General features: G+C 71.1%; 19 protein-coding genes. 5 read left to right on the forward strand and 14 right to left on the reverse strand.

Annotated features, from left to right (window positions below; all coding sequences use genetic code 11):
- Nucleotides 1-6 precede the first annotated feature (6 nt).
- Nucleotides 7-615 carry a DUF6879 family protein gene (locus AW274_RS04065; RefSeq protein WP_062429441.1) on the forward strand — a complete coding sequence of 203 codons (609 nt, stop codon included), beginning with the start codon at nt 7-9 and terminating at the stop codon, nt 613-615.
- Here AW274_RS04065 and AW274_RS04070 read toward each other — a convergent pair.
- The 4 genes from AW274_RS04070 to AW274_RS04085 all read right to left on the reverse strand — a co-directional run bounded on the left by AW274_RS04070 (nt 569) and on the right by AW274_RS04085 (nt 7,084).
- Nucleotides 569-1,978 (reverse strand): sugar porter family MFS transporter, encoded by a 1,410-nt coding sequence (locus AW274_RS04070; RefSeq protein WP_062429444.1) that lies wholly within the window; start codon nt 1,976-1,978, stop codon nt 569-571. The genes AW274_RS04065 and AW274_RS04070 overlap by 47 nt on opposite strands.
- A 283-nt stretch (nt 1,979-2,261) precedes the next feature.
- The gene (locus AW274_RS04075; protein WP_062429447.1) at nt 2,262-4,718 is read right to left on the reverse strand and encodes a polynucleotide kinase-phosphatase; all 2,457 of its coding nucleotides are present in this window, start codon (nt 4,716-4,718) and stop codon (nt 2,262-2,264) included.
- Nucleotides 4,715-6,100: a 3' terminal RNA ribose 2'-O-methyltransferase Hen1 gene (locus AW274_RS04080; protein WP_062429450.1), complete on the reverse strand. Its 1,386-nt coding sequence runs from the start codon at nt 6,098-6,100 to the stop codon at nt 4,715-4,717. The genes AW274_RS04075 and AW274_RS04080 overlap by 4 nt, the downstream gene beginning before the upstream one ends.
- Before the next feature lie 72 nt (nt 6,101-6,172).
- The gene (locus AW274_RS04085) at nt 6,173-7,084 is read right to left on the reverse strand and encodes an LLM class F420-dependent oxidoreductase (protein ID WP_062429452.1); all 912 of its coding nucleotides are present in this window, start codon (nt 7,082-7,084) and stop codon (nt 6,173-6,175) included.
- A 106-nt stretch (nt 7,085-7,190) separates the two neighbouring features.
- Here AW274_RS04085 and AW274_RS04090 point away from each other — a divergent pair, with 106 nt between their 5' ends.
- Nucleotides 7,191-8,135 carry a glycoside hydrolase family 18 protein gene (locus AW274_RS04090; RefSeq protein ID WP_062429454.1) on the forward strand — a complete coding sequence of 315 codons (945 nt, stop codon included), beginning with the start codon at nt 7,191-7,193 and terminating at the stop codon, nt 8,133-8,135.
- On the opposite strand, the gene AW274_RS04095 is transcribed toward AW274_RS04090, so the two are convergent.
- The 4 genes from AW274_RS04095 to AW274_RS04110 form a co-directional block, all read right to left on the reverse strand.
- Entirely contained in the window at nt 8,129-8,488 is a 360-nt protein-coding gene (locus AW274_RS04095; RefSeq protein ID WP_062429456.1) for a hypothetical protein, read from the reverse strand. The two genes, AW274_RS04090 and AW274_RS04095, sit on opposite strands and share 7 nt — an antisense overlap.
- Before the next feature lie 674 nt (nt 8,489-9,162).
- Nucleotides 9,163-9,804, reverse strand: a complete 642-nt coding sequence (locus tag AW274_RS04100) for an Rv1352/Rv1906c domain-containing protein (RefSeq protein WP_062429457.1) — start codon at nt 9,802-9,804, stop codon at nt 9,163-9,165.
- A gap of 296 nt (nt 9,805-10,100) precedes the next feature.
- Nucleotides 10,101-11,333 (reverse strand): class I SAM-dependent RNA methyltransferase, encoded by a 1,233-nt coding sequence (locus AW274_RS04105; protein WP_062429459.1) that lies wholly within the window; start codon nt 11,331-11,333, stop codon nt 10,101-10,103.
- 7 nt (nt 11,334-11,340) lie between these two features.
- Nucleotides 11,341-13,389 carry an APC family permease gene (locus AW274_RS04110; protein WP_062429461.1) on the reverse strand — a complete coding sequence of 683 codons (2,049 nt, stop codon included), beginning with the start codon at nt 13,387-13,389 and terminating at the stop codon, nt 11,341-11,343.
- A gap of 98 nt (nt 13,390-13,487) precedes the next feature.
- Here AW274_RS04110 and AW274_RS04115 point away from each other — a divergent pair, with 98 nt between their 5' ends.
- Nucleotides 13,488-14,159 carry a potassium channel family protein gene (locus AW274_RS04115; RefSeq protein ID WP_062429463.1) on the forward strand — a complete coding sequence of 224 codons (672 nt, stop codon included), beginning with the start codon at nt 13,488-13,490 and terminating at the stop codon, nt 14,157-14,159.
- Nucleotides 14,159-14,818: a potassium channel family protein gene (locus AW274_RS04120; RefSeq protein ID WP_062429465.1), complete on the forward strand. Its 660-nt coding sequence runs from the start codon at nt 14,159-14,161 to the stop codon at nt 14,816-14,818. The genes AW274_RS04115 and AW274_RS04120 overlap by 1 nt, the downstream gene beginning before the upstream one ends.
- 13 nt (nt 14,819-14,831) lie before the next feature.
- On the opposite strand, the gene AW274_RS04125 is transcribed toward AW274_RS04120, so the two are convergent.
- The 6 genes from AW274_RS04125 to valS form a co-directional block, all read right to left on the reverse strand.
- Nucleotides 14,832-15,503, reverse strand: a complete 672-nt coding sequence (locus tag AW274_RS04125; protein WP_062429467.1) for a DUF3159 domain-containing protein — start codon at nt 15,501-15,503, stop codon at nt 14,832-14,834.
- Nucleotides 15,504-15,523: 20 nt separating this feature from the next.
- Nucleotides 15,524-15,910, reverse strand: coding sequence for an OB-fold nucleic acid binding domain-containing protein (locus tag AW274_RS04130; protein WP_062334139.1), 387 nt, complete (start codon nt 15,908-15,910; stop codon nt 15,524-15,526).
- Nucleotides 15,911-15,980: 70 nt separating this feature from the next.
- Nucleotides 15,981-16,661: a DUF3710 domain-containing protein gene (locus tag AW274_RS04135; RefSeq protein WP_063813118.1), complete on the reverse strand. Its 681-nt coding sequence runs from the start codon at nt 16,659-16,661 to the stop codon at nt 15,981-15,983.
- Between the two features lie 14 nt (nt 16,662-16,675).
- Nucleotides 16,676-17,113, reverse strand: coding sequence for a dUTP diphosphatase (dut, locus tag AW274_RS04140; protein ID WP_030454392.1), 438 nt, complete (start codon nt 17,111-17,113; stop codon nt 16,676-16,678).
- 11 nt (nt 17,114-17,124) lie between these two features.
- Complete coding sequence (locus tag AW274_RS04145) at nt 17,125-18,306, reverse strand: AI-2E family transporter (RefSeq protein WP_232319966.1); 1,182 nt, start codon at nt 18,304-18,306, stop codon at nt 17,125-17,127.
- A 43-nt stretch (nt 18,307-18,349) separates the two neighbouring features.
- A complete protein-coding gene (valS, locus tag AW274_RS04150; protein ID WP_062429469.1) occupies nt 18,350-20,872 on the reverse strand; it encodes a valine--tRNA ligase in 2,523 nt (840 codons plus the stop codon).
- 68 nt (nt 20,873-20,940) lie between these two features.
- On the opposite strand from valS, the gene AW274_RS04155 reads away from it, so the two are divergent.
- Nucleotides 20,941-21,240: a DUF4235 domain-containing protein gene (locus tag AW274_RS04155; protein WP_062334145.1), complete on the forward strand. Its 300-nt coding sequence runs from the start codon at nt 20,941-20,943 to the stop codon at nt 21,238-21,240.
- The last annotated feature ends 16 nt before the right edge of the window (nt 21,241-21,256 follow it).

Consider the following 21,256-nt stretch of genomic DNA (forward strand, 5'->3'; position numbering starts at 1 on the left):
GGATGTGTGCGGGAGATCGTGCAAGGCGCACCCGGGGTCATGCTCGACCGGCAGGCGTACACGACCGAGTTCTACGGCCTCTACCGGGAGATGGAGGGGGTGCTCTGGAAGCTCGAACGGGCCCAGCACTTCCACGAGCCCTACAGTCCGAGCTGGGTCGCCTGGGCCGGGGGCGACTGGGACCGGGCGATGGAGCTGATCGAGGAGTCGGCCGCGGAGTTCGCCGCCGACGTGCCCGATTCGGTGGAGCTGCGGCGGTTGCGGATCGCCGAACGGCCGCTGACGGCGTACCTGCGATGGGAACTTCAGGTTCTGAAGGCGCGGGCCAGGGCGGGCGAACGCGCCCGCGTGCTCGACGCCGAGGCGGTGCGGCACCTGGAGCGGGACGGCCCGCTCCCGGAGATCCTGGTCCTGTCGCGCGATCTCATGTACGAGGTCCGCTACGACGACATCGGCGCCCACCTCGGCGGTCGGCGCATCACCGAGCGAGACGTGATCGCGGCCTGCCTGGCGGAGCTGGAGGTCCTCTACGACCAGGCCGACGCCCTCGACCCGTGGGTGGCGGAGGCTACCCCATCTCCTCCAGTTTTCGACCCTTCGTCTCCGACACGATGAACACCACGAACAGGTAGGACAACGCGGCGAAGACGGCGTAGATCAGGTAGGTGAGCGCCAGGTTCCACGCGGCCAGCGGCGGGAACGTCACGGTGATCGCCCAGTTGGCCAGCCACTGCGCCGCCGCCGCGACCGACAGCGCCGCCGCCCTGATCCGCCCGGGGAACATCTCGCCCAGCAGCACCCACACGATGACCCCCCACGACAACGCGAAGAACAACACGAACGCGTTGGCCGCGATCAGGGCGGCGGCGCCCTGCGCGGCGGGCAGCTGCACGAAGCCGTCGACGCTGCGGCTGAAGCTGAACGACCACGACGCCACCGCCAGCGCGATGGCCATGCCGGCCGAGCCGACCAGCAGCAGCGGGCGGCGGCCGACCTTGTCGACCAGGGCCATGGCGATGAACGTGCCGACGATGTTGATGATCGAGGCGGAGAAGCTGATCAGCAGGGAGTCCGACTGGGTGATGCCGACCGACTGCCAGAGCACGGTCGAGTAGTAGAAGATCACGTTGATGCCGACGAACTGCTGGAACACCGACAGGATGATGCCGACCCAGACGATCGGCAGCAGCCCGAAGCGGGGCCCCCGCAGGTCGCCGAGCCGGGGACGCCGCCGGGTGCGCAGCACGCTCCTGATCTCGGTCACCCGTTCGTCGAGGTCGACGTGGTCGCCTTCGAGCTCGCGCAGCACCTCGCGGGCCTGCCGGTCGCGGCCGGCCGCGACCAGGAAACGGGGCGATTCGGGGATGACGCTGGCGAAGACCAGGAAGATCAGGGCGGGCACCAGGCAGGCGCCGAGCATCCACTGCCACGCCTGCAGGCCGCCGAGGTCGTTGTTGACCTCTCCCCCGGCCCACAGGTTGATGGCCAGGTTCACCAGCTGCGAGACGGCGATGCCGAGCACGATCGCGAGCTGCTGGAACGACCCGAGCCGCCCCCGGTAGGCGGGCGGCGCGACCTCGGCGATGTAGGCGGGCCCGAGGACCGAGGCCATGCCGATCGCGGCCCCGGCGAGCACCCGCCAGAAGACCAGATCCCAGATGGCGAACGGCAGCGCCTGGCCGATGGAGCTCACCGCGAAGATGATCGCGGCCAGCCGCATGGTCTTGGTGCGGCCCCAGCGGTCGGCCAGGCTGCCGGCGAACCAGGCCCCCACCGCCGAGCCCAGCAGCGCGATGGCCACCACCGCGCCGATGGTGAACGGGCCCACGTTGAAGTAGCGCTGGATGCCCACGACCGCGCCGTTGATCACCGCGCTGTCGTAGCCGAACAGGAATCCGCCGATGGCACCGGCCGCCGCGATGAACGTGACGTAGCCGAGACGTTCCTGCCGTCGTACGGCTACCGGTGGACCCCCCATGCAGCCTACTTGCCCGCCAATTACGACAAGTAGCGCAATGGCTACCCTAAGGGGCCATTACCGGATGCGTACTCTGCTTTTCAGGCACACAGTGCAGTGCTGCACCACGACATTGCCGATGCGCTCGGTGTCCTGCCAGTCATGACGCAGGTGAAACCATGGCCTTCTCGGTTCACGTTTATTCATGAGTGATCGCAAGTTCACGCTCTGTCGTCTGCCCCGATGTTAGGCCCTCTGAAAGGACCCTGGGGGTGACGAACGTGTCGCTCCTGTGAAGCCCCGCTCACAGCCGGGGGTCGACAGGCTCACACTCCAGGGCGAGAACGGCGAAAACCGCCTCGTGAACGCGGTGGAGCGGCTCACCGGCCGCCAGTCGCGACAGCGCCTCGACTCCCAGGCTATGCTCGCGCAGCGCCAGCGACCGCTTCCGGCCGAGGAAACGTTTGCGCAGCTCGTCGAGCGATTCCAGGTAGTCGGGGCCGTAGATGATGCGCAGGTACTCGGGCCCGCGCACCTTGACGCCCGGCTGCACCCGGCCGCCGGGGTGGGCGACCGGCTTGACCACCATGCCCTCGCCGCCGGCGTCGGTCAGTTCCGTCCACCACTCCACCGCCGCCGTGCGCTGGTCTTCCCGCTCCAGGTCCACGTACGTGTGCCGGGTGCCGAGCACCAGCGGATGGACGACCGTGGCCAGCCGGTCGAGGTGCCAGTCGTGCGGCCGGGTAACGGCGGTGGCGCCCTCGGCGCAGGCGAGGATCTGGAACGGGGCGAAACGCAGACCGGAAACCCCGGAAACGGGCTCGCAGTAACGGGCATACGCCTCGCGGAACCGGGCAGCGTTGATCTCGCGGCGCCGGGCGCGGTCCAGTATCGATCCCACATCCAGACCGCGTCCGGCCGCCGCCTCCAGGACGCCCACCGCGACGGGCAGCGCGGCCCCGGCGGCGGCGCCGACCGAGGCGTACTGGTCGCGGATCAGCTCACCGGCCTTGGCCGACCAGGGCAGCAGCTCGCCGTCGAGCACCAGCCACGGCGAGTCCTCCAGCAGCGGGGCGAACGCCTCGCGCAGCCCGGCGACGAACCGGTCCTGCAGGTCGCCGGCGAAGAAGGGGCGGCCGGTCCGGGTGAAGACCGTGCCGGTGCCCTCGATCCCGAACCGCTCCTGGGCGTCGGCGGGGGTGCGGGCCAGCACGACGACCGCCCGGGAGCCCATGTGCTTCTCCTCGCACACCACCCGGGTCACCCCGGCGGCGGCGAACTCGGCGAAGGCCTCGTCGGGGTGTTCGAGGTAGCCGTCCTTCTTCGAGGTCTCCGGCGGGGCCATGGTCGGCGGCAGGTAGACCAGCCAGCGCGGGTCGACCGCGAACCGGCTCATGATCTCCAGGGCGGCGGCGGCGTTCTCCTCCCTGACCTTGATCGTGCCGCCGGAGGTCTCGACGTAGCGGTCGCCGGTGACGTCGCCGATGTCCAGGACGTCGGGCTCCCGGCCCCGCGAGGCGAGCGGCCGGGCGGGCTCGTACCAGACCTTCTCGGCCGGGACCGAGACGAGTTCCCGCTCGGGGTAGCGCAGCGCGGTGAGCCGGCCGCCGAAGACGACGCCGGTGTCGAGGCAGATGGTGTTGTTGACCCACTCGGCGACGGTGGTCGGGGTGTGGCCGTAGACGACCGCCGCCCGGCCCCGGTACTCCTCGGCCCACGGGTAGCGGACCGGCAGGCCGTATTCGTCGGTCTCGCCGGTGGTGTCGCCGTAGAGGGCGAACGACCGCACCCGCCCCGAGGCGCGGCCGTGGTAGGCCTCCTTGAGGCCGGCGTGCGCGACCACCAGCTTGCCGCCGTCGAGGACGTAGTGGCTGATGAGGCCCGTCATGAACGCCTTGGCCCGGCCGGTGAACTCCTCGTCTTCGAGGGCGAACTGCTCCAGCGACGTCTCCAGGCCGTGGGCGACCCGGACCTTGCGGCCGTTGAGGGCGCGTACCAGCTTCTGCTCGTGGTTGCCCGAGACGCACAACGCGGTGCCGCGCTCGACCATGTCCATGACCCGGCGCAGCACCCCCGGGCTGTCGGGGCCCCGGTCGACGAGGTCGCCGACGAACACGGCCGTCCGGCCGTCGGGGTGGACGCCGTCGGCGTAGCCGAGGGCGGCCAGCAGGGCGTCCAGCTCCGAGGCGCAGCCGTGCACGTCGCCGACGATGTCGAACGGCCCGGTCAGCTCGGTCTTGTCGGTCCACGCCTTCTCGTAGGAGATCACGGCGTCGTCGATCTGGTCGCCGCGCAGCACGTGGACGCGGCGGAACCCGTCGCGGGAGATCTTCGACAGCGACTGCCGCAGGTCATTACGCTGCCGCCGGATCACGTGGGAGCCGAAGTCGCGGTCGGGCCTGACCGCGTTGCGGGCGACCGCGACCTCCTCGGGCACGTCGAGCACGATGGCGTCGCACAGCACGTCATGGCTCTTGGCCAGCGCCACCAGCGCCTGCCGGGCCTTCCACTGGACGTTGGTCGCGTCGACCACGGTCAGCAGGCCGCGCCGCAGCCGCACGCCGACGATGTGGTGCAGCAGGTCGAACGCCGCCGGGGTGGCGGCCTGGTCGTTCTCGTCGTCGGCGACCAGCCCCCGGCAGTAGTCGGAGGAGATGACCTGGGTCGGCTTGAAGTGCTTGCGCGCGAAGGTGGACTTGCCGCTGCCGGACACCCCGACCAGCACGACGAGCGACATCGCGGGGACGCTGATCTCGGTCATGCCGAGTCCTCCTTGCCGAAGACGGCCATCTGGGTGGGCGAGCCGACCTCGGGGTCGTCGTCGCCGACGGCGCGGAACTCCACCCGGTAGCCGTAGCGCCCGGCGACGCGGAGGGCCCAGTCGCGGAACTCGGCCCGGGTCCACTCGAAACGGTGGTCGGGGTGGCGCAGGCCGGTCAGGTTCTCGTAGCGCGGGTTGTACTCGGCGTTGGGCGTGGTGACCAGCACGTAGGTGGGCTTGGCGGCGCCGAAGACGACCCGCTCCATGGCCGGGAGCCGGGGCGGGTCGAGGTGCTCGACGACCTCCATCAGGACGGCGGCGTCGTATCCGGCGAACCGGGCGTCGGTGTAGGTGACCGACCCCTGGAAGAGGTCCACCCGCTCGCGGGTCCGGCTCCCCATGCGGTCGAGCTTCAGCTTGCGGGCCGCGACCATGAGCGTGTGGGCCGACACGTCCACCCCCGTGATCTTCGGTACGCCCTGGTCGAGCAGGGCCGTGATCAGCTGCCCCGACCCGCAGCCGAGGTCGATGACGCTGCGTGCCTGGAGCTCGGCGAGGGTCGCCACGACGGCGTCGCGGCGCAGGGTGTTGAGGGGGATGCGCACCTCCTCCTCGGCCGGCGGCGCCAGCGTCTCCTCGTCGTCGTCGCCCACCTCGGCCAGCCGGGCGAAGGCGGCCCTGGTCAGGGCGGTCCGGCGGTTGAGGAACCGGCGGGCGATGAGGGTGAGGTCGGGGTGGACGGCCAGCCAGCCCTCGCCCGCGCGGATCAGCTTGTCGACCTCGTCCTCGGCGATCCAGTAGTGCTTGGCGTCGTCGAGGACCGGCAGCAGGACGTAGAGGTGGTTGAGGGCGTCGGCCAGCCGGAGCTCGCCCGTGAGCGTGAGGGTGACGTAGCGGGAGTCGCCCCACTCGGGGAAGGCGGGGTCGAGCGGGATCGGGTCGGCGGTGACGTCCCAGCCCATCGGCTCGAACAGGCGCCGGGCCAGCGCGGGCCCGCCCCGGCACGGCAGCGCCGGCAGCGTGATCTCCAGCGGGATGGCGGTCTCGGCCAGCTCCGGCCGGGCGGCGCACCGGCCCGAGCGGGCGGTCCGGAAGACCTCGGCCATGGCGGTCGACAACAACGACGAGGCGGCGTAGGGGCGGTCGTTGACGTACTGGCCCAGGCTGAAGTCGGGGGTCGTCTTGCCGCGGGTGCGCGCGAGGCGTACCGGATCGACGTCGAGCAGCAGCGCGGCGGTGCACCTCTGCTCGGTGGCCTCGGGATAGAAGACGTGCGCGACGCCGAACGCACGGGGGAACTCCTGCACTCGATCTGGATGCTTGTGCAGCAGGAAGCCGAGATCGGTCGCCGGTTCACGGGTGGTCGAGATGGTCAGCAGCACAGGGAGAAGTGTGCCCTGCCGAAATGCCGGGAGCGACCGGGTTTCCCACGGTCGCTCCGGTGTTCTCCCGTCTCAGACGTGCGGCAGGACCTCGCGCGCGATCAGGTCGAGGTGGTCGAGGTCGGACAGGTCCATGACCTGGAGGTAGACGCGCTCGGCGCCCAGCTCGCCGAAGCGGCCGATCTTGTCGACGACCTCCTCCGGCGTGCCCGCGAGCCCGCCCGAGCGCAGCTGCGCGGGCGACTGGCCGATGGCCTCGGCGCGGCGGGCCACCTCGGCCTCGTCGGCGCCGACGCAGACGGTCTGGGCCACGGAGTAGACCAGCGACCGGCCGGTCTCGGCGCTGGCGGCGCGGACCCGGGCGAAGCCGGTGGCGACGTCGTCGAGGGAGCGGAAGGGGATGTTGTACTCGGCCGCGTAGGTCGCCGCCAGTTTGGGGGTGCGGGTGGCGCCGAAGCCGCCGACGATGATCGGGAGGGGGCGCTGGACCGGCTTGGGCAGGGCCGGGGAGTCGGTCAGCTGGTAGTGCGTGCCGGCGTACGAGAACGGCTTCTCGGCCGCCCACAGGCCGGTCACGATCGCGAGCTGCTCCTCAAGACGGTCGAAACGCTCCTTCACCGGGGGGAAGGGGATGCCGTAGGAGCGGTGCTCCACGTCGAACCAGCCGGTGCCCAGGCCCAGCTCGACGCGGCCGCCGCTCATCTGGTCGACCTGGGCGACGCTGATGGCCAGCGGGCCGGGGAGGCGGAAGGTCGCGGGGGTGACAAGGGTGCCGAGCCGGATCGTCGCGGTCTCGCGGGCCAGCCCGGCGAGGGTGATCCAGGCGTCGGTCGATCCCGGCCCGGGATCGTCGGCGTCGAACGCCTGATAGTGGTCGGATCGGAAGAACGCGTCGAACCCCAGCCGCTCGGCCGCCCGCGCGACCGCGAGCAGATCGTCGTAGGTCGCGCCCTCCTGGGGCTCCGTGAAGATCCTCAACTTCATTCGGCCATTATCGCCGTCCGGCCCTTGCTAGGGTCCCTTGCGGATAGTAGTCGTCGCGCGACGCTCGGTGGTGAATCAGGTGGATTCCGCTTCTCGGCCCCGCCCCGTGGGCACCCCTCCGCGCGCCCTCGTCGCGGCGGCCGCGACGGCTCTCGTGGGGGCCACGGCCGCCGCCCTCGTGCTGCTGCCCGCCGAGCCGCTGCCCGAATGGGCCGCGCCGGTGACGCCTCCCGTGGCAGCCGCCCCCGCCGTCGCGGTGGCCCCCCCGCCCGAACGCACCGTGCCCTACGTGACGTTCGTCGACGCGATCCGCGCCGAGGGCGGCGTCTCCCGGGCGCCGTCCTACCTGGTCGGCCATGTCAACGCCACGGGGTGCCTCCCGACGTGGAGCGGCCTGCCGGCCTCGGCGCAGCGCCCCCTGGTGTCGACCCTCCACAAGACCGGCCGCCCCGTGGGCCTGTCGTTCGGCGGCCCCCGCGGCGCCGAACTGGCCGCGACCTGCGTGGGCCCCGCCCGGCTGCTGCGCGCCTACCGGTCGGTCCTGAAGACCTACCGCCCCGGGCTGATCGACTTCGAGGTCACCGACTCGGCCGACCTCGTCACGACCGGCCGCCGCGCCGCCGCGATCCAGCGCCTCCAGGAGGAGGCCCGCCGGGTCGGCTCCGAGCTGATGGTGACGATGACCCTCCCCGCGACCCGGACCGGCCTGTCGATCGCCGACCGCGCCATGCTCAAGGCCACCCGCGCGGCGGGCGCCGAGATCGGCCGGGTCAACGTGCTGGTCCCCTTCAGCCCCGGCGCCCGCGACAACCTGCGCGCCCTCGCCGACGCCGCCCACGCCGCCAACCGCCAGCTCACCCGCCTGCTCGACCGGCCGGGCTGGCCCCACCTGGGCCTCACCCCGGTCCTGGCCAGCCCCGACGACCTGACGGTCGCCGACGCGAAGACGCTGGTGGCCTTCCAGACCAGGAACAGCCTGGGCGAACTGTCGATCAGAGGCGCGACCCCGGCGGCGGCGGTCGCCCAGATCCTGACCGCTCCGCGTCAGTAGCCGACCTCGATCGGGGTGCCCGCCCTGCGGCAGGCCCCCTCGACCGCCGCCAGCGCCGCCCCCAGCGCCGTGACGTCGGCCGCCTCGGCGGCGAACACGGCGTCGTCCATCAGCGGCGCGACGTCGCCATTGGCGGCCTGCACGGCACGGTCCATGTGGCGCAGAGCCGGCGTCAGCGCGGCGCGCAACTCGGCGGTCGTGGCCCGGGCGGCGGCACGGAGGTCGTCGGCGGCCAGCGCGAACTCCAGGCAGGCCGCCGCGTTGACCGGGTCACGCGTCCGGGCGCCGGGGGCGCCGCCGGTCGCGGTGCCGCAGGCGGTCAGGGCCAGGGCGAGGCCCAGTAGGGCGGTCACTCTCATGAGGCTCCTCGGGGTTCTCCCTCCCAGGGTTGCCCTATGTGTCCAGCGAACGGCCGTTACTGACCGGATTGGTTGGTGTACCAGGCGCACACGCGGAGAGGCCGAGACGAACAGCACGAGACGCCGGTTCGTGAGCCTCCACGCGACGGGAGCGGCGGTCATCCGCATGATCGGCCCGGCTTCGGCTCGCCGAAGTGGCCCGCTGAGACGCGGGTTCGGGAGTCCCGGCCTGGCGGTGCCCGTGCGCCCAGCCTTCCGCTGGCAGGAGCGACCCGCCGTGACTCCAGTTCGGGAGCCCGAGCCCGGCAGCGCTCGTGTGGCCGAGCCCATCCGCTCGCCGGAGCGACCCGCCCTGATGCCAAGTTCGAGAGCCCGAGCCCGGCAACGCTCACATGGCCCAGCCATCCGCTCGCCAGAGCGACCCGCCCTGACGCGGAGTACGGGAGCCCGAGCCGATCCGCTTGCCGGAGTAGCCCGCTGAGACGCGGGTTCGGGAGTTCGGCTCGGCAGTTCCCCTGCGACCCGGCCTCCTACCCGTCGGAGTGGCCCGCCATGACACCGAGTTCGAGAGCCCGGGTCCGGCAGCGCTCGCGCCGCCCAGCCTTCCGCTCGCCGGAGCGGCCTGCAGTGACGCCGAGGTCGGGAGTCCGGCGGTTTCCGTGCGCAGGTCAGGCCGGAGCCCAGGTCCCACATCCCTGGCTCTTAAAGCTCTCTCCCGTCCGGACCGTCACCTGGAGCTCCTTCGGAGCGTCGCGTATGACGTCGCTGTCCAGGATGTCGCCATCCACCGACGATTGCTCCCAGTGGCAGTCCGCCGTTCTGCCGCCCGTCGTCGTGTAGGTGCCGGCCATGATGTCCTCGCCGACCCGGTGGACGCCGTCCCCGAAGCTGAGGTCCGCCGGGCGGCGGGTCTCTCGTTCGGCTTGCTCCTTCACGCGGGCTTCCCTTAAGCCGTCGAGGAACAGGGGGCAAAGGTGCTCGATCGCAGCGGCGAGCCTCTTGTCTTCCGCCTTACTGTTGTGGACGATCCATTCGGCCGTCGGCGGCTTCCCGCAGAGCGCGCGTCCCTCTTCGAGGACGGCCGCGCTGTACTCGGTGGCGCCGTCACGGCTCGTGACGCCATAAGCCGCCTGGAGGTAGGCCCTCTCGACGGCGGTCAGCTTGGTCGGGTCCAGCAGACGCGCTGTCGGCGTGGGCGTGGCGGTCTGCGAACCCGCCAGGCCCCCGACGACGGGTCGCGGAGGCTCGACCTCCGATCCACCGCAGCCGACAACCAGCACGAGGACCAACAGCGCGGGCGCGTTCCGCATGTCAGTCTCCCCAGATAGGCGTGAACGGCTGGGCTATCTCTGCAGCCGGGTTTGGGAAGCGTCCGTGCTTCCGGGCTTCCGGGCTTCCGGGCTTCCGGGCTTCCGGGCTTCCGTGCTTCCGGGCTTCCGGGCTTCCGGGCTTCGACGGCGTGGAAGTTGTGGGCGACCCAGGGCTGACGACTGGCGATCATGACGACCGTGCGCACTCCGTACGCAAAGATCTTGGCGCTTGATAGAGCGACCTGGAGTTTCGCGCAACGATCGCGAGGCGCGAAACCCCAGGTCAGCCGCTCAACCTAGCCTCTGACCAGCAGCGCCACGCACTCCACGTGATGCGTCATCGGGTACTGGTCGAATGCCCGGATGTCGGCCAGTTCGTACCCGTGCTCCCCGAACCACTTGATGTCCCGGGCCAGCGTCGCCGGGTCGCAGGACACGTACACGATCCGGGAAGCGCGCAGCCCCGCCACGCGGTCGACGACCTCGCGCCCGAGTCCCGCCCGGGGCGGGTCGGTGACGACCAGGTCGGCGCGTTCGATCTCCAGCCGGTCGAGGGCCTCCTCGACCCTGCCCCGCTCGAAGGAGACCTGGGCGACGCCGCGCAGGTTCCAGCGGGCGTCCTGGACCGCCTGGGCTTCGCTCTCGATGCCGAGCACAGCGCCCGACGGGCCGACCGCTTCGGCCAGGCCGGCGGCGAACAGGCCGGCGCCGCAGTAGAGGTCGAGGGCCCACTCCCCCGGCTTCGGCTGGGCGAAGTCGAGCACGGCGTCGAGCAGGGTGGCGGCGGCGCCGGGGTGGACCTGCCAGAAGCCGCTGGCCGAGACGCGGAAGTCGCGGTCGCCGACGCGTTCGGTCAGGGTGCCGTGGCCCTGGAGGACGCGGGTGCCGCGGCGGCCCTCGTCGAGCATCACGCTGGCGTCGATCTCCGGGACGCGGACGTCGCGGTGGGGCTTGGGGGTGACGACGACCGCGTGGTCGCCGCCGGTCGAGGCGATGAACTCCACCGAGGACGCGCCGCGCCAGCCCTCGGTGGCGACGCGCAGCTCCTCGATCGCGGGGTCGGCGATCAGGCAGTCGGTCACCGGCTCGACGTCGTGGGAGCGGTGGCGGCGCAGGCCGAGCAGGCCGTCGCGGCCGGTGGCGTACTGGACGCGGGTGCGCCAGCCGAGGCCGTCGGGCGCGCCGGGCACCTCCTCGACCGTGATCTCGCGGTCGATGCCCGCCAGGCGGGACAGTTGTTCGGCCACCACGTCGGCCTTCAGGCGCCGCTGCGCCTCCAGGGAGGCGTGCTGCCAGTCGCAGCCGCCGCACCGGCCCGGCCCGCTGAAGGGGCAGGGCGGGGTCACCCGGTCGGGCGAGGGTTCCAGGATCTCCACCGCGTCGGCGCGGAGGAACCGGGCCGTCTCCTCGGTGACCTCGGCCCGCACGCGCTCTCCGGGAAGCGCGTGCCTGACGAACACCACCCGCCCGTCGTGCCGGGCGACGCACCATCCGCCATTGGCCACCTGGCCCACCGTCAGTTCAAGCATCCCTCCATCATGCCTTGGACTGGCCGTCGGACCGACCGGACGAAGATCCGTAGGGCCGCCGCACCGACCCCGGGGCGGCCGGTTCGACCCGGCCGATGACCCGGTCGGCCGAGTGGAGCTGCCAGGGCACGCTGGTGACCATGACGCCGGGCTTGAACAGCAGCTTCGCCTTCAGCCGCAGGGCGCTCTGGTTGTGCAGCAGGTGCTCCCACCATCGGCCCACGACGTACTCGGGGATGTAGACGGTCACCACGTCGCGCGGCGAGCGGCGGCGCAGCGACTTGACGTACTCGAGGATGGGCCGGGTGATCTCGCGGTAGGGCGAGTCGAGGATCTTCAGCGTCACGGGGATGCCGCGCCGGTCCCACTCCTCCTGGAGCCGCTGCGACTCGGCCGGGTCGACGCCGACCGAGACGGCCTCCAGGGTCGAGGGGCGGGTGGCGCGGGCGTACGCCAGCGCGCGCAGCGTCGGCTTGTGGATCTTGGAGACCAGCACGATCGCGTGGTTGCGGGCCGGGAGCATCGAGGCGTCGACGTCGTCCTCGGGCGCCGACAACTCGGTCGCGACCGCGTCGTAGTGGTGCCGGATGCCCTTCATCATCAGGAACAGCACCGGCATGGCGATGCAGACGATGTAGGCCCCGTGGGTGAACTTCGTGATCAGCACGACCACGAGCACGATGCCCGTCATCACGCCGCCGAAGCCGTTGATCACCCGGGCGCGCATCATCTGGAACCGGACCTTGGCGTCGGTCTCGGTGCGCAACATCCGGGTCCAGTGGCGCACCATGCCCGTCTGGCTGAGCGTGAACGACACGAACACGCCCACGATGTAGAGGTTCAGCAGCTTGCTGACGTCGGCGTCGAAGGCCCAGATCAGCAGGCCCGCCCCGGCTGCCAGGATGATGATGCCGTTGCTGAACGCCAGCCGGTCGCCGCGGGTGTGCAGCTGGCGGGGCAGGTAGCGGTCTTGCGCCAGGATCGAGCCCAGCACCGGGAAGCCGTTGAACGCCGTGTTGGCCGCCAGGAACAGGATCAGCGCCGTCACGGCCGAGACCAGGATGAACAGCAGCGTGCCCGGCCCGAAGACGGCCGAGGCGACCTGCGAGATGATCGGTTCCTGGTAGTAGTTCGAGCCGACCGCGGTGCCGTCGGGCCGCAGCAGGCCGCTCGCGACGTGGGCCGGCTCGGCGACCGTCACGCCCGCCTTGAGACCCAGGAAGATGATGCCGCTGAACATGCTGACGGCGACCGTGCCCATCAGCAGCAGGGTGGTCGCGGCGTTGCGGCTCTTGGGCTTGCGGAAGGCCGGCACGCCGTTGCTGATCGCCTCGACCCCGGTCAGCGCGGCGCAGCCGGACGCGAACGCCCGCAGCACCAGGAACGCCATGGCGAACCCGGCCAGGTCCATCTCCTCGGGCACCACGTCGAACCCGGCCGTCGGGGCGCGCAGTTCGTCGCCCAGGACGACCAGCCGGAACAGCCCCCACAGGATCATGCCGACCACGGACGCCATGAAGAGATAGGTCGGCACCGCGAACGCGATGCCCGACTCGCGGATGCCCCGCAGGTTCATCAGCGTCAGGACCACCACGATGACGATCGCCACGAGCGGCTTGTGGGTGGCCACGAACGGGATGGTCGCGCCGACGTAGTCGACGCCGTTGGCGACCGACACGGCCACCGTGAGCACGTAGTCGACCAGCAGCGCGCTGGCCACGGTGAGCCCGGCGTTGGGCCCGAGGTTGACCGTGGCGACCTCGTAGTCGCCGCCGCCCGAGGGGTAGGCGTGCACGTTCTGCCGGTACGACGCCACCACCGTCAGCATGATCACGACGACGCCCACGGCGACCCACGGGCTGAAGTTGTAGGCCGCGACGCCGGCGATCGAGAGGATGACGAGGATCTCCTGCGGCGCGTAGGCCACGGAGGAGAGCGCGTCGCTGGCGAAGACCGGCAGGGCGACGCGCTTGGGCAGGAGCTGCCCGTGCAGTTCGGTGCTGCGCAAGGCGCGCCCGACCACAAGGCGCTTGACGAGATCCGTCACCTTTGGCACGACTGAGAAGCGTAGCCGCCCTGACCAGGGACACGGCACGCGGCGGTGCCCGTAGACGGGATACTGTCCCCATCGACGTCTCGACACCGGCGGGGAGCATGCACATCGTGATCATGGGGTGCGGGCGCGTGGGATCCACGCTCGCCCACATCCTGGAGGACAACGGCCATTCGGTCGCGATCATCGATCGTGATCCCCAGGCGTTCCGCCGCCTGCGCGCGGGATTCCGGGGGCGCCGGGTCACCGGGATCGGTTTCGACCGAGACGTCCTGGAAGAGGCGGGCATCGAGTCGGCGCAGGCCTACGTGGCCGTGTCCAGCGGCGACAACTCCAACATCATCAGCGCCCGCGTGGCCCGCGAGACCTTCGGCGTCGACAACGTCGTGGCCCGCATCTACGACCCCCGCCGCGCCGAGGTCTACCAGCGGCTGGGCATCCCGACCGTGGCCACCGTGCGCTGGACGGCCGACCAGATCCTGCGCCGGGTGCTGCCCGAGGGCGCCGAGCCGCTGTGGCGCGACCCGACGGGCACCGTCGTGCTGGCCGAGGTCACCTACAACCCGGCCTGGATCGGCACCCGCGCGGTCGACCTCGAAAGCGCCGTCGGCGGCCGGGTCGCCTTCTTCAACCGGATGGGCGAGGCGGTCGTGCCGACCGCCGACACCATGCTCCAGGAGGGCGACGTGCTCCACGTCGTCGCCGCGGGGAGCCACATGGACCACATCAACAAGGTGCTGTCCGGCACTCCGGCCGAGACCGAGGAGAACTGATGCGCGTCACGATCGCGGGGGCGGGCGCCGTCGGCCGCTCGATCGCGGCCGAGCTCCTGGAGAACGGCCACGAGGTTCTCCTGATCGACATCGACCCCAAGGCCATCAAGATCGACAGTGTGCCGAGGGCCGAGTGGCTGCTCGCCGACGCCTGTGAGATCTCCGCGCTCGACGAGGCCGGGCTCAACTCCTGCCACGTCGTGATCGCCGCCTCGGGCGACGACAAGGTCAACCTGGTCGTCTCGCTGCTGGCCAAGACCGAATACGGCGTGCCGCGCGTGGTCGCCCGCATCAACCACCCGAAGAACGAGTGGTTGTTCAACGAGTCGTGGGGCGTCGACGTCGCGGTCTCCACGCCGCGCCTGATCAGCGCCCTGGTCGAAGAGGCGGTCAGCGTCGGCGACCTGGTGCGGCTGATGACCTTCCGCCAGGGCCAGGCCAACCTGGTCGAGCTGACCCTGCCCGAAGACGCGCCCGTGGTGGGCCAGCGGGCCGGTTCGGTGCCGTGGCCGACCGATTCGGCGCTGGTGGCGATCCTGCGCGAGGGCCGGGTGCTGGTGCCCTCGGCCGACGACCCCCTTGAGGCCGGCGACGAACTGCTGTTCGTGGCCAGCCAGGAGGTCGAGGAGGAGCTGGCCCAGCTCCTCGCGCCACACTGATCTACGGGGTTTTCTACGGGGCGGTGGGCTGGGCGGTCCGGCCGCGGGCCAGCATCCAGCCCACCGTGGCCAGCGCGGCCAGGTAGACCGGCCAGCCGAGGGCGACCTTGGCGATGCCGAGCCAGAACACGTTGCCCGCGAGATAGAGCGGGATCTGCACGCCCAGCTTGATCAGGCCGGGCAGGGCCATGATCCACGAGAGCTTCACGCACAGGTCGACGATGCCCTTGTCGCGGTGCCAGGCGATCGGGTCGTCGGGGTTGGTGGCCCCGAGCAGGAAGCCCAGGAACGGCCAGCGCACCAGGATCGACAGGATCATCAGCGCCTCGACGACGGCGATCCAGAGCATGCCGGGCAGGAACGCGTCTTCGGCGTTGCCGCTGCGCAGCGCGAAGAACGCGCCGATGCCGATGCCGAAGAGGCTGTTGAGCACGAACTGCGGCGTCGAGCGCTGCACGATGCGGGCGACCAGCAGCACCACCGACAGGGCGACCGAGAGGATCACGGAGAACTTCAGGTCTTCGGTGAAGATCCAGGTCAGGGTGAAGGCGATCGTCGGCACGGCCGCCTCGACGGTGCCCCGCTTGCCGCCGAACGCCTTGGCGATCTGGGCCCTGACCACGGCCTCGACGGTCTCGTGGGCGCTCACCGGGGGTGGCGGCGCGGCCTCTTCGGCAGTGCTCACGTGTGGTTCACCGTTCCTCGTCACCCGGTAGGGCGAAGTTCGTACCGCGGGTTGAACATGACCTTGCGACCGTCTTGCAGGCTCACGAGGCCCTCGGCCCGGACCACCCGGCCCGGCTCGATGCCGACGATCTTGCGTCGGCCCAGCCAGACCAGGTCGATGACGTCGGAGCCGTCGTACAGCTCGGCTTCGAGTGCCGGGGCGCCGCCTCGTGGCCGGAGGGTCACCGTACGAAGGGTACCGGCCACGCAGAAACGCTGGCGCTGGCCACACGCCGCGATGGGGGTGGCCCCGTGACTTTCGAGGTCTTCCTGTAGCTCGGCCGCCTCCAGCTCGGCCTGGCTGGTGGCCAGCCGGCGGAAGAAGCCGCGTAGTCCGCCCTTTTTGACGGGCTCCTGTGTGCTCATGATGCTTCAGCCTAGGCGATGGGCGTCCAGGTGCATAACGGTCCCATATCAACCGGGCCGAAGCGGGAATTCACCGCGTTTCGGTGATCTCCGGGCCGCGCTCGTAGGGGTCGTAGCCCTTGTCGTCCGACTGCTCCTCCAGGGCCTGGCGGGCCTCGGGCGGAAGCTGGAGCGGGATGCCCTCGCGCGGCGCCATGGGGTCGTCGCCCCGGACGACCACGACCTCGCGCACCACGCCCTCCAGGACGGCGGCGGCGTTGGGGTCGACGGCGGCCCGGCCGGTGATCACGGCCCGCAGGAACCAGCGCGGCCCGTCGACGCCGATGTAGCGGATGGGCGCGGCGGGGCCGTCCTGCTGCGGCACGACCGCGTGGAGCTCGGTGCCGAAGGGGCCCTGCGCCTCCTCGACGGTGCCCTTGGCCGACTCGACGTCGCGGGCGAGCTCGACCCGCAGGTCGTCCCACAGGCCCGACCTCTTGGGCGCGGCGAAGGCGTGCAGCTGCAGGGCGCTCTCGTGGGCCAGCACGAGCGCGCCGACGATCTGGTCGCCGGCCACCTGGAGCTGGACCTCGAAGTCGGGCCCGATGGGCAGGTGGAGCCCGCCCAGGTCGACCCGGTCGGCCTGCGGGTAGCTGTCGGAGGCGTCCCAGGGGCCGGACTCGCGGGCCGGGCCCTCGGGCGCGGCGGCCGTCTGCTGGCCTGGGGTGGGGTCGGACGGGGTCTCGGCCGCGCCACGTCGGCGTCGGAACACGATGGTCACCTTTCCTATCTGCCGGTGGAGCCGAAGCCGCCGGCGCCGCGCGCCGATCCGGGCAGCCGCTCCACCTCGTAGAACGCCGCCTTCTCGACCCGCTGGATGACCAGCTGGGCGACGCGGTCACCGCGCCGCAGCCGGACGGCCTCCTTGAGGTCGGTGTTGAGCAGCGTCACCTTGATCTCGCCTCGGTATCCGGCATCGACCGTTCCAGGCGCGTTGACCAGCGTCACGCCGTGTTTCGCGGCCAGCCCCGAACGGGGGTGGACGAACGCGGCGTAGCCGTCGGGCAGCGCGATCGCCACGCCCGTGCCGACCATGGCCCGCTCGCCCGGGAGCAGCTCGACGTCTTCGGCCGCGTAGAGATCGGCACCCGCGTCACCCGGATGGGCGTAGGCGGGTAGCGGCAGCTCAGGGTCGAGCCGGTGGATCAGCACCTCGACACTCATGGATCGCAACCCTACCGGTTTGGACCACCCGGGACCGCGTCTCCCGCGCCTGGTGAGGGCTCTGGTTCGGGCGGGTCGGGTTCGGTGGGCACGGGCGGTTCGGCGGGCGGTTCGACGGGCCGGTCGCGGCGCAGCTCGGGCAGCGCCCGGTAGATCACCGCCGTGACCGGGACGGCCACCACGGCTCCCGCGATGCCGCCGATGATGCCGCCGACGGCCAGCACGATGATGATGGCCAGCGGGTGGAACTCCAGCGCCCGGCCGACGATCAGCGGCTGGAGCACGTGGTTCTCCAGCTGCTGCTCGACCACCAGCACGCCGACGAAGATCAGGGCGTACACCCAGCCCTGCGACCCGAAGACGACGAGGGTGGCGACGCCGCCGGCGAAGAAGATGCCGACGATCGGGATGAACGAGGCGAAGAAGATGAGCACCGCGAGCGGCGCCCACAGCGGCACCCGCATGCCGGCCAGCACGATGCCGATGACCAGCGCGTGCACGGCCGCGACCGCGACGGTGCCCAGCACGTAGTGGGACAGCGTGCGCCAGGCGGCCCGGCCGGCCCGGTCGACCCGGTCGGCCGCGCCGCCGAACGCCCGCAGGAACCACGCCCAGATGCGGTCGCCGTCCTTGAGCAGGAAGAACGTGACGAACAGCAGCAGCACGATCGCGGCCAGCGCCTCGACCAGGGCGGTCGCGCCGGTCAGCACGGTGTCGGTGATCTGGCTGCGCTGCTCGTTGATCTGCCGCGTCAGCTCCTCGACGAAGTCGGCGATCTGCGCCTCGCGCAGGTGGAGCGGTCCGGTCAGCAACCACGCCTGCACGTCGCGCGCGGTCTGCTGGATCTGCGCGACCAGGCCGGGGAACTCGTCGTTGGCCCGGTTGCCGATCAGGAAGCCGAGGCCGCCGATGAACGCCAGCGCGACCAGCATGGTCATCCAGGTCGCGTAGATCGGCCGGAACCCGGCCCGGCGCAGGCGGCTGGTGATCGGGTAGAGCAGCGCCGTCAGCAGGAAGGCGATCGCGACCGGGAGCGTGACGAAGCTCAGCCGGGCGAGGATCATGGCGAAGAAGTAGACGACCACGCCGATGACGATGACCCGCCACGACCAGGCCGCGACGATGTTCAATGTGGGCGGTACGCTCGCCCGCCGGCCCTTCCCCGGATGGGCATGCTCACGTTCTGCGATCACGCGTCCCAGCCTGGCACGGGAACAGGCCGGGCGCGCAACCGGATTAGGCTTCTTCGAGGACGGTGTTGACCACCAGCGGGCCTTCGGCCGCCTCGAGCACGAACTCCTCGACGTTGCCCGCCGCGCAGAGGTCGTCCTGGGCGAGCCTGACGAGGTCGGCCTTCTCGCCGCGGACGTCGAGCCGGGTCACCTCGGCCCGCATCGACACCTTGGCCGCCGACTTGGCCTTGCGCACCCGCGCCAGCACGTCGGCGACCGCTTCGAGCACCTCGGGGTCGCCGCCGCGCCCGGCCACCGACGGCCAGGCGGCGGTGTGCACGGAGCCCTCCCGCCACCACGACCAGACCTCCTCGGTCACGAACGGCAGGAACGGCGCGAACAGCCGCAGCAGCGTGTCGAGGGCGGCGCGCAGCGCGGCCACCGCCGAGGCGTCGCCGTCGTAGGCGCGCGCCTTGACGAGTTCGAGGTGGTCGTCGCAGAACGCCCAGAAGAACCGCTCGGTCCGTTCGAGGGCCTTGGTGTAGTCGAACGCCTCGAAGGCGCGGGTGGCGTCGCGCACCACCTCGTCGAGGGCGGCCAGCATCGACAGGTCGAGCGGCGCGGTGACCTCGCCCTCGCCCGCCTCGAAGGACAACACGAACTTCGACGCGTTGAGGATCTTGATGGCCAGACGGCGGCCGATCTTGATCATCCCGGTGTCGAAGGTGGTGTCGGTGCCCGGCCGGCCGTTGGCGGCCCAGTAGCGGACCGCGTCGGACCCGTACTCCTCCAGCAGTCCCATGGGCGTGACCACGTTGCCCTTGGACTTCGACATCTTCTTGCGGTCGGGGTCGAGGATCCAGCCCGAGATCGCGGCGTGCTTCCACGGCAGCACGCCCTCCTCCTGATGCGCCCTGACCAGGGTGGAGAACAACCAGGTGCGGATGATCTCGTGGGCCTGGGGCCGCAGGTCCATCGGGAAGACCCGCCGGAACAGGTCGGCGTCGCGCTCCCAGCCGCCCGCGATCTGCGGGGTCAGCGACGAGGTCGCCCAGGTGTCCATGACGTCGGGGTCGCCGGCGAAGCCGAAGGGCTTGCCGCGCAGGTCTTCGGTGAAGCCGGGCGGCACGTCGCTCGACGGGTCGACCGGCAGCATGCTCTCGGGCGGCACGATCGGGGCCTCGTACACGATCTCGCCGTCGGAGTCGAGCTGGTACCAGACCGGGATCGGCACGCCGAAGAACCGCTGCCGGGAGATCAGCCAGTCGCCGGCCAGCCCCTCGACCCAGTTGTCGTAGCGGACCCGCATGTGGGCGGGGTGCCAGATCAGCTCGCGGCCCCGGTCGAGCATCTCCCAGCGCAGCTTGGCGTCGCGCCCGCCGTTGCGGAGGTACCACTGGCGGGTGGTCACGATCTCGAGGGGCTTGTCGCCCTTCTCGTAGAACTTGACCGGCCGCTTCACCGGCCGGGGTTGCCCTTCGAGCTCGCCGCTCGCGGCGAGCATCTCGACCATGCGCTCGCGCGCGCCGTGCATGGTCTTCCCGGCCAGTTCCTTGTACGGCTCCGCGTCCACGCCCTCCGGGGCGTCCGGCAGCATCCGGCCGTCCCAGCCGACCACGGCGCGCGTGGGCAGTTCGAGCTCCCGCCACCAGGTGACGTCGGTGACGTCGCCGAAGGTGCAGATCATCGCGATGCCCGAGCCCTTGTCGGGTTCGGCCAGGTGATGGGCGAGGACCGGCACCTCGGCCCCGAAGACGGGGGTGCGCACGGTCGAGCCGAACAGCGGCCGGTAGCGCTCGTCGTCGGGGTGGGCGACCAGCGCCACGCAGGCCGGGATCAGCTCGGGCCGGGTCGTCTCGATCCAGACCCGGCCGGAGAAGCCCTGCGCCTGCTGCTCGGGCGACAGGTGGAAGGCGATGCGGTGGAAGGCGCCCGGCCACTCGCGGTCTTCGAGCTCGGCCTGGGCGACGGCGGTCCGGAAGGTGACGTCCCACAGGGTCGGGGCCTCGGCGAGGTAGGCCTGCCCGCGCTCCAGGTTCCGCAGGAACGCCCGCTGCGAGGCCGCCCGCGCGTTCGCGTCGATGGTCTGGTAGGTCATCGACCAGTCGACCGACAACCCGAGCCGCCGCCACAGCTCCTCGAACGCCTTCTCGTCGTCGACGGTCAGCCGCTCGCAGAGCTCGATGAAGTTGCGCCGCGAGATCGGCACCTGCTGCTTGCCGGGCTTGTCGGGCGGCTGGAAGCCGGGGTCGTAGGGCACCGAGGGGTCGCACCGGACGCCGAAGACGATCTGCACCCGGCGTTCGGTCGGCAGGCCGTTGTCGTCCCACCCCATGGGGTAGAAGACGGCCTTGCCGCGCATGCGCTGGAACCGGGCGATCGTGTCGGTGTGGGTATAGGAGAAGACGTGGCCGACGTGGAGTGATCCGGAGACGGTGGGAGGCGGCGTGTCGATCGAGAAGATCTGCTCACGCGGGCGGGTCCGGTCGAACCGGTAGAGGTCGTCGGCGGCCCAGCGGGCTACCCATGCCTGCTCCAAGCCGTCGAGGGAGGGCCTGTCGGGGGGCAGTGGTCGCTGAGTCGTCATGCCACCAGATGTTATGGCGTACGGGCCGGGCGGACGCAGCAGAATAAGGTCGTTACCGAGGAGGGATCATGGCGGGTAAGGAAGAGAAACCGGACATGCAGTGGCGCATCGTCGGCGGCCTGGTGGGGCTGGCCGTCGGTTTCGTCGCCAAGAAGGCCCTGTCCTTCGCCTGGGAGAAGGCCACCGGCAGGAAGCCCCCGGCCAGCGTCGACTCCCCCGACGTGAGCCTCGGCGAGGCCATCGCCTACGCGGTCGTCATGGGCCTGGGCATGGAGGTCACCCGCATCGTCGCCACCCGGGCCGCGGCGAAGCGCTGGAAGAACTGGAAGGACATGGCCCAGGACGTCGCGGAGGAGATAAAAGATTGACTTCGTTGAGGCGGCC

Source organism: Herbidospora daliensis (assembly GCF_001570585.1).
GTDB classification, from domain to species: Bacteria; Actinomycetota; Actinomycetes; order Streptosporangiales; family Streptosporangiaceae; genus Herbidospora; species Herbidospora daliensis.